The organism is Pseudoalteromonas sp. P1-8, assembly GCF_001399985.1.
Lineage (GTDB): Bacteria > Pseudomonadota > Gammaproteobacteria > Enterobacterales > Alteromonadaceae > Pseudoalteromonas.
In genome coordinates this window covers 251,344-263,740 of sequence record NZ_LJSO01000002.1, presented here as the reverse complement: position 1 = coordinate 263,740, position 12,397 = coordinate 251,344, and the positions used below count along the sequence as shown (strand labels likewise).

Here is a 12,397-nt window from a genome sequence, read left to right as displayed (position 1 = left end):
TGCGAACCGAGTCGCGATAGTTAACCAAATTAAATGCCAATTAATGTAGAAAATATATATCTATAACAAATAATTAAGCAATGCTCTTACCAGTTTGCGACGCCTTTTTTAATACCATTTTTAGCAGTAATCTAAGCATTAAAATTGCCAACACAATACCTGCCCCAAGGCTTAACCAATGTGGTAGAACTTCATGTTCTTCGCCCATCATCGGCGCCACCACAAAACCATATTGCGCCACTAAATAATCGGTTAAAAAGCCAAATGCTAGCGCCGTGCCAATCACCCCTATTAAGTAGGCAAATACCGCACGCTTGCCAAGCTCTTTACCAACCACACCAAGTGTTGCAATATTAGTTGCCGGCCCTGCCAACATAAACACTAGCACCGCCCCTGGAGACACACCACTGAGTAATAAGCCTGCCGCAATAGGTGTCGATGCAGTAGCACAAATATACATAGGAATACTGATTAAAATAACCACCAGCATCGCCAGAATGCCATTACCCCATTGGCTTAAATAAGATTCTGGTACATAAGTTTGAACTAGAGCAGCAAAAAATAAACCGATCATTAGCCAAATCATGGTGTCTTCAAGCAGCTTGTTGCAACTAAAGCTCACCGCGCGTTTCAGTTTGTTAAAACGACTTTCAACGGCTTTAGTTGACTGCTCAGTGCTGCAACAGCTTTTCTGCGAAGGTGCTGCTTTTTCAGTTGCGCAACTGTGTTGGGGCTCCTGTGTTGGTTGCGATTCCTTGCTACTACAACAACTTGTTGTTTTAGCAGGCTCAAGTTCTTGAGGTGATTGCTTACTACAACAACTTTGTGCGGGCTTAGTAGATGCCTCTTTGCTACAACAACTCGCTGTAGTCACAGGCTCAGGCTGTTTACTGCTACAACAAGATGTTGATTCTGAGTCTTTTTCATCTGATGCTGTATTTTGATGCTGATGAAGTTCACTGTCTTTCCCCACTAATACACCGGCCACAGTGGCACTGCACACGGCGGCAATAGGACGTATCACCGCCATAAATGGACCTAGTAACACATAAGATACCGAAACTGAATCGACCCCAGTTTCAGGGGTTGAAACTAAAAATGCTGTGGTAGCACTTTTTGACGCCCCTGCCCTTCTCAAACCAATGGCCGCAGGGATCACACCACATGAGCACAAGGGCATTGGGGCACCAATAAAGGCTGCTTTAACTGTGGTCCATAACCCTTCTTTGCCTAAATGCCGGTTAAGAAAGTTAGCAGGCAAATACACATTGAGAAGACCAGCTATGAATAAGCCCAACATTAACCAAGGCGCTGAAAGTAAAAACAGATGCCAAAAATTATTGAGTAAGTCCATCGATATCCTCCAGCGTCGTTAGTATTGAACAGTTTTCAGCAGGCTCTTCTCCGCCACAGCATTTATCTGCTAATAATGATAGTGAGTCATAAAAGCGAGTAAGCTCTGCAATTCGTTGTGCAACGAGATCACGTTTTTGTATCGTCATCTCTTTAACTTCATGACAAGAATGCTGATCTTTATGAAACTTAATTTGCAGTAGCTCTTTGATCTCAGCCAGACTAAAGCCAACATTCTTTGCTCTGAGAATAAACGCCATTTGTTTATAGTCATTCTCAGAATAAAAACGATATCCCACGTCTGAACGCGAACTAGGCGTTAACAAACCATGCTTTTCGTAGTACCGTAGCGTATCTGTTGAGACACCCAACTGACGGGCAAACTCACCTATTTTCATCACCGTCTCCATTGTGAAGCGTTTATTTATTATGCTCACTATAAACCTTGGAGTACACCCCAAGGTCAAGCAATAAATTAAAAAAGGAAAGCACATGAATATTACTGTCCTTGATGCAGCGACATTAGCCAACACTTCGTTAGATGCCTTAGCGCAATTAGGTAAATTAACCTGTTACGATTTAACCGCTAAAGAACAGGTTGTTGAGCGCTGCCAAGATGCCGATATCGTTATCAGTAATAAAGTGGTGATTGATCAGAACGCCATGAGCAAATTAACTAATTTAAAATTAATATGTGTTGCAGCGACAGGGACTAACAACATTGATTTAAGTGCAGCCAAAGAACATAACATCGCAGTGACAAATGTAGCGGGCTATTCAACACCGAGTGTGGTGCAACATACCTTTACTCTCATCACTAATTTACTGGGCAATACTCACAGATACATTAATGATTGCCAGCAAGGCTTATGGCAGCAAAGCCCTATGTTTTGCCGTTTAGATTACAGCTTTAATGAAATTGCCGGCAAAACACTGGCTATTGTTGGCTATGGCTCACTGGGTAAAGCCGTTGCCGATGTAGCACGCGCCTTTGGTGCCAATGTCATCATTAGTGAACGAAAAGGCCAAACGCCTCGTGAAGGTCGTGTTAGTTTCAATGATGCCCTAACCACAGCCGATATCATTAGTGTTCACTGCCCGCTTACTGATGAAACGCGCAACCAAATCGCTGCGGCAGAATTAAGCATGATGAAACCGTCAGCTATCATCATTAACACTGCTCGTGGTGGGATCATCAATGAAGCCGATTTAGCTGATGCATTAGCTAATAATATTATTGCCGGAGCCGGTGTTGATGTACTCAGTAAAGAACCCGCAGAGCAAGAAAACCCGCTGGCACTATACAAAGGTGCAAACTTATTACTTACTCCACACATTGCATGGGCGAGCCAAGAATCTATTGTGCGCTTAGTTAACGAAATTGCGTTAAATATCCAAGCATTTAATCAAGGCGAAACACGTAACAGGTTGGTCTAAACCGCAATTTATTAGTCAATAGAGCTAAGTAATTAGTAATTTATTACTTAGCTCATTGACCAAACACAACCTAAGCAATTGATTTAGTTGTGATTTACAAGTTTGGCAAGCAGTTTGCTATTAAGTGAATAACTATAAAACAATTTCTTCGGGATAAAATAACATGAAAAAAGCACTTCTTATTGCCGCGCTAACAGCTCCATTTTTAACTGGTTGTGTCATTGCTGTTTCTGACGGTGAAGCCGACACACATTGGGCTGGTAACTCTTCTAGCTGGCAAAAACAGCATAAAAATAACCGTGAAGTGATTTCTAATCTTGCATTAGATACGAGCTACCAAACTGTATTAAACAAACTAAATACACCTAACTTTACCGAGTTATTAAAGCAAGGTGATGATGTTTACCAAGTATTATTCTATGCAACGCATAGTATTCACTCTGATGGCAAGATGACTAAAGACGAGTGTACGCCACTCGTATTTAAAAATGATAAGTTAATTGGCGTGGGTGATACGATTTATAAATCACTTAGCAATGGTTAATAAATAATTTGAAACGGGTGAGTAGGCTTTGCCTACTCATGTTCATTTACTGCGATCATTCTCGATACTATCTGATCTCGTCCGGCGTCTTTAGCCTGATAAAGACCTAAATCAGCTTCTTCAAGTAAGGTTTGTTCTGCATAAACCTGACCATTTTCTGTGGTCGCAATACCGATACTAATTGTGACATGGTCGGCATTTAGCGACGCTTTGTGTGGGATGTTTAAATCATTCACCGCATTGCGCAGTTTATTTGCAAACGACATAGCTTCTTTAGCTGAAGTATTGGGTAACACCGCAGCAAACTCTTCACCACCATAACGAGCAACAAAGTCACTGCCTCGTTCACACGCTCCAACTAAGGCATGAGCAATTTGTTTTAAGCAATCATCACCTGCTCGGTGACCATAGCAATCGTTGTAACGCTTGAAGTGATCAACATCCATCAATAACACCGATAGCGGGGTTTGATCTCGACGGCAACGACGCCACTCTCGCGCTAAATTTTCATCTAAATAACGTCGGTTTGGGATCTCGGTTAGGCCATCAATTGAGGCGAGCATTTCTAGTAAGTCATTTTTTTGTTTGATCAGCAGCTGATTACGCACTCGAGCACGCACAATAGCAGCACTAAATGGTTTAGTGATGTAGTCCATCGCGCCTAATTCAAGGCCCTTCGCTTCATCATCGTGACTGGTATTGGCAGAAATGAATATTACAGGCAACATACTGGTAGTCGCGCTTTCTTTTAGCTTAGTAAGCACTTCGTAGCCGTCAATACCGGGCATTACAATATCCAAGATCAACAAATCAACAGTTTGCGTTTTTAAAAACGTCAGTGCTTTTTCGCCACTCTCAACACAAAAAACATCATAGTCTTGCTGCAATGTTTTCTCTAATACCAAGCGGTTTAACGGATCGTCATCAACAATCAGTACCTTGGCTCTTTTCAACATCAGTAGATCCTTGTTCGATGATAAATGCGATGACCTGTTTTATTTGCCATTGCAACTCATCATTTAATTGTTCGGGCAGTTCGCCATCTGCTTTAAGCCTAGCTTCACATTGCTGAGCGCACGCTGACAATCGCTTAAAACCGAGATTTCCGGCTGACCCTTTTACATTATGAACCACACGGACCAACTCATCGGTAGTTTTTAATGTAGAGATTTGTAATAACTGCTCTGCTGCCATAGTCGCAAACTTCGACAACATAGTTAATACTAACTTAGTATTGTTTGCAAACTGAGACAGTATAAAAGCTTGATCAAAAAAGACTTCTTTTGTGTTATCAAGTTCACTCATTGCTAAAAACAACTTACTAGCAACAATCGGTTTAGTTAAATGCTTATTCATACCCGCCGCGATTGAATGCTCAATATCTTCGCTTTCACTGTGTGCAGTGAGTGCGTAAATCGGCATTTGTTCTTTGGTAAATGACTGACGAATAATACGCGTTGCCTGACAACCATCCATTTCTGGCATCTGAATATCCATAAAAATGAGATCGGGCCTTAAGCTATTTGCCAGTTCAATGCCTTTTTCACCACTGTGTGCACACACAACGGTGACATCAATTTGCTCTAAAATACTTTTAATAATGCTTAAATTAAGCGGGTTATCATCCACAGCCAGCACTAACATGCCAGATAAATCAGTACTAGAAGGCAATGAAACCAGTTCTTTTTTCACAGGCTCCGCGGCTTTATCTAGCTGTAAGCAAAAGCAAAATTCACTGCCTTTACCTTTTTCGCTTTCCAGCTTAATTTCGCCTCCCATTAGCGCAACTTCGTACTTAACAATCGCTAAGCCTAAGCCAACGCCCTGATGAGAGCGCGTTAATGATTCATCACCTTGAGTAAATGCATCAAATAAGCGGCTTTGATCTGCCTTGCTAATACCAATGCCCGTGTCTTTAACAGTAAAGCAAATGAGTTGCTGCTCAGCTGACTCTTCCACCAGCATTAAGTTTAATGTCACTGTGCCTTGTTCGGTGAATTTGGCAGCGTTGGTCAGTAAATTAGCCAGTACTTGCTGCAAGCAAATTTGATCACCCACTAAGTTATCGCTAATGCTTTTATCGCATTCGACTTTAAACTCGATATCTTTATTTGCGCATAAAGGGGCTGTTATTCCCTGACAGTAGTCGATTAAATCAGGCACACTAAAAGGGGCTTTATTAAGTTGTACTTGCGAGCTTTCAGCGCGGGCAAAGTCAAGCATACGATTTAGTAAAGTAAGCAAGCTATTGGCTGCTGATTTTGCTTGTTCGGCATGATTACGCTGCGGCTGTGTTAAACCTTGTAAAGCGATGACATCAATTAAGCCTAGTACAGCATTGAGTGGTGTGCGTATTTCATGACTAAGGTTTGCAATGAAGCGACTCTTGGCTAATGTTGCCCGCTCTGCGTCATCTTTTGCTTTTACTAAATCCGTCACATCCTGTACATGGACAACATAGTAATCAGGTGTTTGCTCGGCATTCCAAACTAATGACACACTAATTTGTAGCCAGCGCTGTAGCTCTTGCTGCTCAAGACTAAAGTGATACACTTTTTTCTTCTCATGCAACAGCTCTGTCAGGGTATTTTTTAATGTCTGATAAGACGTCTCAGCAAATAAGTCTATTAATTTGAGGTCATTGGCGTTTTCAATTGCAAAAATTTTACGTGCCGCTTTATTTGCTTGCAGCACCTGATCGTCAAGCGATACCAACAGCACCCCATTAGCAGCATACTCCATGGCGCTACGTAATTTCGCTTCGGAGCTTTGTAATGCATTAAGCGCATTATGCTGCTCGGTAATATCACGACCAATTGCCATAGTGCCAAGAAATTGCTGATGTTCGTTGTAAAATGGCACGATGCTAAATAGATAACTGTTATCTTCTGTGGTCAATCTTTTTTGATAAGCTTGGCGGTCTTTGAGTACTTGCTTTTCAAGCTCGTTTAACTCGCCATTATCATCGCTAATATCACATAATTGCTGCCCTACTAACTTCTCTTGTGGCAAGCCGATATAGCGCTCATACGCCTTATTACAGCCTAAAAACGAGCCATCAATATTCTTAAAATAAATTAGGTCAGGTACGTTATTGAGCATGGTATTTAATAGCGCTAAATGACGCTCTTTCGCATCAATACTACGACGCAATTGTTTTGACTTTACCTGTACTTGCGAATCAAGCGCTTTATTTGCCTCTTGTAACGACTGAACGAGCTCTTCATTACGGCTAAACACCTTTTTCACACGGCTGAACCAAGGCTGCCAATCAACAGGAATACGATAATGAACTAACGCTTGTTTGCCTTCATCATGCTGCTCAAGATAATTCATTAAGTGCGTCATTGGTTTTACAAAAATGCGCTGACTCAACCAAAAAACAGCGCTGAACATCATCACTAAAAACACACTCAAAAATGCGAATTCTAAAAAAATGTCGTAGCCTACAGGTTCACTCAGGGCTTGCTTTGATTCATAGAAACGAGTGTAAATAGGTAAGTTTGTTGCTTCTTGCACTAAATGACTATGGTTATTCTTGCTCATATCTATCGCGACATTCGGCCAATGCTCGCTGGCACTTATGGCAGTATTAGGCTCCGTCTTTGAGCTGGCAATGACTTGGTTATCTTGGTTTATAAAAATATACTCACCATAGTTAGGCGCTATTTTTTTTAACCAGTTAGAAATTGCTTTAAGGTCATAAATCAACACAATGTAATCACGACTATTAGCGGCTCGTTGCTTGCCAATAGCAAAGTAGGCATGGCCATTTATGGTCAACACAGAGCTCGAAGCAAGCTTGTTGCTATTGATTGATAAAGGTCGAAATTTGTTATCTAACACACTGGTCAGAAATTCACTTTTTGCTGTGTTACGGCGCTTAATATAAACAAAGCCTTGCTCATTAACATAAGCAACCGCTTCTAAAGATTGAATAAGCGACAGCGTGGTATTAAACGAGGGACCGAGGGCAATAACACGTCGCCATTGATTAATTGCGTAAGCGGTTGAGGCAAACTTTCCTTGCCCGACTATCTCCCCCACTCCATCGCCCACACTTTGGTAGTAATAGTGATCGTATTGATTCACATTGCGTGCCCAACTAGGATCAAAATCATAAGAAAGTGGCTGCTCATATAGCTTGAACATGGTGTCTATAAGGCCATCTGCGGCACGCATAGCATGGCTAAGCTGAGCTGAAATATTATTAAAACCGTTTTGCCTGCTTTCTATCGCCCGCTCAAGTTTTAAATTATATAAGTGTAAACACAAAAAAAACGCCACCAGCAGCGGCACAATAAGTGCCACTGCCAAAGAGCGATAATAATGCTTTAACGGTAAAAAATTCACTGGCTTATAAGTACCTTACCTCGATAACAGCTAGGTTAACGAGGCATAGGAATACTGGCAAGTTATAAATTTTCTTCAGCAAAGCTGGCTAAGCGGCTACGTACCACACCGTTTAAATTAACGGTAGCACTGCCCTGAAAATCTTTAAAACGTTCAACAATATAGGTTAAGCCTGAGGTAACTGGCGTGAGGTAGTTACTATCAATTTGCGCCAAGTTACCTGAGCAAATGAGTTTAGTGCCTTCACCGCAGCGAGTAATAATGGTTTTCAGCTGTGAAGCGGTTAAGTTTTGACTTTCATCCAAAATAACAACCGCGTTTTGAATACTACGGCCGCGCATAAAGTTTACTGATTTAAACTGTACGTTGGCTTTTTCCATAATGTAATTACGACTCGAAATTGGATTTTCATCTCCTTTATGCAGCACTTCTAAGGTATCGGTAATAGCAGCTAACCACGGCGCCATTTTCTCTTCTTCAGTGCCAGGTAAAAAGCCAATTGATTCAGCAATTTCTGGGGTATTGCGAGTAACAATCACTTTATCGTAAATACCTTTTTCTATAATCATTTCGAGGGCACTAGCAAGAGCGAGCAAGGTTTTACCACAGCCGGCAGGACCAGTTAAAATCACCAATTCAATACTTGGGTCAAGTAGCGCATCAAGTGCCATCCCTTGATAAACATTTTTTGGCTTAACGCCCCAAGCGGTATGGCTCATCAAGCGCTCAACACTAATATCCTTTAAAGTAATTTGTTTATCATCGTAGCTTGTTACTCGAGCCGCAAAGTGGTCGCTTTCATCTAAAATATATTCATTACAGAACACATCGCTAATCGTGCTTTTAGCCACATGATGATAGGTATCTCGGCCTTGCTGCTCTGTTTCGCATTCTCCAACCTGTTGCCAAAAATCACCTTCAATTTTTTTATAGCCGCTAGTAAGCAACGCTATGTCGTCAATTAATTGGTCTGTTCTGTAATCTTCAACAAATTTAAGCCCTGCCCCTTTCGCCTTTAGGCGCATATTGATGTCTTTAGTGACAAGCACCACTTTGCTATCGCTGTGTTGCTTCTGTAAATGAACAGCACAATTGATGATGCGGTGGTCGTTTTCGTTGCCCGGTAACCCCGAAATACTGTCTGCAAATAAATGGTCATTAACGATAATTAAGCGGCCACGAGATTCTGATTTAGCCTTTTTGTTACTAGGAAGCGCGACACCCTGCAACATTTGCTCTGGCGAAGCGTCCTTTAACACTTCATCTAAACCACGAATAGCAACACGGGCGTCACGGCTAACGTCATGTTTCCTATCTTTAATGTGGTCGAGCTCTTCTAATACTGTCATGGGGATAACAACATCATGTTCTTGGAAAGATAAATAAGCGAGGGGTTCGTGGAGTAATACATTGGTATCGAGCACATACATTTTACTATCAAGGTTCGAAGCTTTTTCCATAGCACTTTCCTTACGTTTTATGATTTTTATGCTATACCCAATAAACTAAACAAGCGGCGGATGAAGCTATGGTTTATTCGTCAGGTATATACTCAGTTTAGTCTATTTACGACAAAAGTCCTTTTTATGACAAACAAATATACAATTATTTAACTGGTTAAAATGCATACAATTTTTACCGTTAATAATGGCTTAAAAAGGTTGACTAAATTTAATTGTGTGCGGCGAGTTTACTGCCTTGAAGTAGCATGGCGTTACAGGTAACATAGCCGCCTTTTTTCTTCATAGACGAGACATACATGAATTTTTCCTTAGGTCAGCGTTGGATCAGTGATACTGAGTCAGATTTAGGATTAGGCACCGTTGTTGCCCTTGAAGGCCGTCAGGTCAGCATTTTATTTCCAGCCAGTGGAGAAAACAGAGTTTATTCTTTAACAGAAGCACCTGTTACTCGTGTCGCATTTAATCTAGGTGATATTATTCGCAGCGTTGAAGAGTGGGAATTAGAAGTCGAGTCTGTTGAAGAGCAAGGCGAGTTACTATGCTATCACGGCATTCGTGTTGATAATGGTGAAAAAGCGCAGTTAAAAGAAACCTTTTTAGATCACTTTATCAAATTCAATAAACCGCAAGACCGTTTATTTGCAGGTCAAGTGGACCGCTTTGACCGCTACACGCTTCGCTACCAAACTTGGCAGCACCAGTTTGAGCGCCAACAATCTCCTTTAAAAGGTTTAATTGGTCAGCGCGCAAACCTTATTCCGCATCAGCTTTACATTGCACAAGAAGTGGGTAAACGTTTTGCACCACGCGTTTTACTTTCTGACGAAGTGGGTTTAGGTAAAACCATTGAAGCAGGTATGATTTTACATCAACAAATCATCAGTGGCCGTGCTAGCCGCGTATTGATTGTTGTGCCTGAAAACTTACAGCATCAGTGGTTAGTAGAAATGCTACGCCGCTTTAACTTACGTTTTTCAATCTTTGATGAAGAACGTTGTGATGAAGCATTCGCAGACTCTCCAAACGTATTCGAAACAGAACAGTTAGTACTTACTAGCCTTGAGTTCTTAAGCAAGAAAAAGCGCTGGTTTGAGCAAGCAACCCTAGCTGATTGGGATTTATTGGTTGTTGATGAAGCGCACCATTTAAGTATCAATAATGGTAAGCCAAGCACTGAATACCAACGCATGGCAGAGTTAAGCCAAGACATTCCGGGCCTTATCTTATTAACTGCAACGCCAGATCAACTTGGTCACCGCAGTCACTTTGCCCGCTTACAATTACTCGACCCAGATCGTTTCTACGACTACGATGCGTTTGTTGAAGAAGAAAGTAACTACAAAGAAGTTGCTGAAGCTGCTAATCAATTACTGGGTGAACAAGGCCTTGATGATGCATCTCGTGCAACATTAAAAGAGCTATTAAAAGAAACCGACATTACTGACCTTTTAGCGAAAGCGGAGCAAGGTGATGAAACGGCGCGCAACGAAATTTTATCAATGCTGCTTGACCGCCATGGTACGGGTCGTATTTTATTTAGAAATAGCCGCAGCGGTATTGATGGCTACCCAAGCCGCAAGCTTCATGCATACCCTATGGCAATGCCTAAACAATATAAAACGGCGATGTCGGTACTGGGTAACATGGGCGGCATTCAAAATGCTGAACTAACGGCACTTCGCGCTCTATTCCCTGAAAAGATCTTCCAAGAGTTTGAAGGTGAAAATGCAAGCTGGGGCGCATTTGACCCACGTGTTGATTGGTTAATCGAAACTTTAAAAACCCTTAAACACGAAAAAGTACTGCTTATCTGTGCTAAAGCCGAAACCGCACTTAGCCTAGAACAGATTTTACGTGAGCGTGAAGCAATTAAAGCCTCTGTTTTTCACGAAGGCATGTCGATTGTTGAACGTGACCGTGCAGCGGCTTACTTTGCCGACGAGTACGACAGCGCGCAAATTCTACTTTGTTCTGAAATTGGTTCTGAAGGTCGTAACTTCCAATTCTCGCATCACTTAGTATTGTTTGATTTACCACTTAATCCAGACTTACTTGAGCAACGTATAGGTCGTCTTGACCGTATTGGTCAAACTCAAGACGTAAACATTCACGTGCCGTATTTTGAAAACACCGCACAAGAAGTGTTACTTCGTTGGTACAACGAAGGCTTAGATGCGTTTGAAACAACATCGACAACAGGGCAAATGCTGTATAAAGAGTATGGCGAAGAACTACTTGAATTTATCGGTGCACACAATTGCGACGAAGAAGAGCTAGACCCACTACTAGAACAAGTTGCTGGTCAAAATGCCAAGCTTCGTAAGCAAATGGAAAGTGGTCGTGACCGTTTATTAGAGCTGAACTCAAGTGGCCAAGGCCGAGCAGAAAGTCTTGTTGCTGATATCGAAGAATTAGACGACCAATTCACGCTGCCAAGCTATATGATCAATGTTTTCGACACCTTTGGTGTAAGCCAAGAAGATAAAGGTGAAAATACCATTATCTTAAAACCAACTGAGCACATGCTAAATCCATCTTTCCCATGCTTAAAAGATGATGGCATCACAGTAACGTTTGATCGCAGCACCTCGCTTTCGCAAGAAGACGCCCATTTCATCAGCTGGGACCACCCTATGGTGCAAGGCAGCTTAGACATGATTTGTGATGATGACTTTGGTACTGCCTCTGTGGCGTTACTGAAAAACAAAAAGCTACCTGCTGGTACCTTCTTTGTTGAGCTTATTTTCATTGCGGAGGCGATGGCGCCTAAAGCACTTCAGGTTGGCCGCTTCTTGCCACCAACACCTATTCGTATCTTATTAGATAAGGGTAGTAACAATCTGGCTGATAATGTTGCTTTTGATGCTTTCAATCAGCAGTTGTCTGCGGTTGGTCGCCAAACGGCAAGTAAATTAGCCAGCGCGCTACAAAGTGCCATTCACCCAATGATCACCAGCGCACAAGGCATGGCACAAACCAAGCTAGAAGCACTGCGTGCTGAATCACTAGAGAAAATGCAAACTGCCCTTGGTGAAGAGCAAGCTCGTTTAACGGCACTTAAGCAGATCAACCCGAATATTCGTGATGAAGAGCTTAGCTTCTTTGATAAACAGCGTAGCGAACTCACGACTTACATCGAAAAAGCCCAAGTTAAACTGGATGCAATTCGTTTAATTGTCGTTTCACACTAACGTTGAAGCGCTAAACTCAAAACCACAAACGCGATGTGCTTTCACATCGCGTTTTT

The 12,397-nt window shown here is 41.9% G+C and carries 8 protein-coding genes; 3 read left to right on the top strand and 5 right to left on the bottom strand.

From position 1 onward, the window contains the following. Positions 1 to 73: 73 nt before the first annotated feature. Positions 74 to 1,354, bottom strand: a complete 1,281-nt coding sequence (locus AN213_RS04730; RefSeq protein ID WP_054562757.1) for an SO_0444 family Cu/Zn efflux transporter — start codon at positions 1,352 to 1,354, stop codon at positions 74 to 76. Next, positions 1,338 to 1,751: a Zn(2+)-responsive transcriptional regulator gene (zntR, locus tag AN213_RS04725; RefSeq protein WP_082401639.1), complete on the bottom strand. Its 414-nt coding sequence runs from the start codon at positions 1,749 to 1,751 to the stop codon at positions 1,338 to 1,340. The genes AN213_RS04730 and zntR overlap by 17 nt, the downstream gene beginning before the upstream one ends. Positions 1,752 to 1,845: 94 nt before the next feature. Here zntR and AN213_RS04720 point away from each other — a divergent pair, with 94 nt between their 5' ends. Both AN213_RS04720 and AN213_RS04715 read left to right on the top strand, forming a co-directional pair. Further along, a complete protein-coding gene (locus AN213_RS04720) occupies positions 1,846 to 2,790 on the top strand; it encodes a D-2-hydroxyacid dehydrogenase (RefSeq protein ID WP_054562758.1) in 945 nt (314 codons plus the stop codon). Positions 2,791 to 2,953: 163 nt separating this feature from the next. After that, positions 2,954 to 3,334, top strand: coding sequence for a DUF3192 domain-containing protein (locus tag AN213_RS04715; RefSeq protein ID WP_054562759.1), 381 nt, complete (start codon positions 2,954 to 2,956; stop codon positions 3,332 to 3,334). A gap of 32 nt (positions 3,335 to 3,366) precedes the next feature. On the opposite strand, the gene AN213_RS04710 is transcribed toward AN213_RS04715, so the two are convergent. From AN213_RS04710 to AN213_RS04700, 3 genes are all read right to left on the bottom strand, one after another. Continuing rightward, positions 3,367 to 4,290 carry a diguanylate cyclase gene (locus tag AN213_RS04710; RefSeq protein ID WP_054562760.1) on the bottom strand — a complete coding sequence of 308 codons (924 nt, stop codon included), beginning with the start codon at positions 4,288 to 4,290 and terminating at the stop codon, positions 3,367 to 3,369. Further along, positions 4,259 to 7,687 carry a response regulator gene (locus AN213_RS04705; RefSeq protein ID WP_055197678.1) on the bottom strand — a complete coding sequence of 1,143 codons (3,429 nt, stop codon included), beginning with the start codon at positions 7,685 to 7,687 and terminating at the stop codon, positions 4,259 to 4,261. The genes AN213_RS04710 and AN213_RS04705 overlap by 32 nt, the downstream gene beginning before the upstream one ends. Before the next feature lie 62 nt (positions 7,688 to 7,749). Further along, positions 7,750 to 9,147, bottom strand: coding sequence for a PhoH family protein (locus AN213_RS04700; protein WP_055197676.1), 1,398 nt, complete (start codon positions 9,145 to 9,147; stop codon positions 7,750 to 7,752). A 299-nt stretch (positions 9,148 to 9,446) separates the two neighbouring features. Here AN213_RS04700 and rapA point away from each other — a divergent pair, with 299 nt between their 5' ends. Continuing rightward, on the top strand, positions 9,447 to 12,341 hold the full coding sequence (gene rapA / locus AN213_RS04695; RefSeq protein ID WP_055197674.1) for an RNA polymerase-associated protein RapA: 2,895 nt from the start codon (positions 9,447 to 9,449) through the stop codon (positions 12,339 to 12,341). Positions 12,342 to 12,397 lie beyond the last annotated feature (56 nt).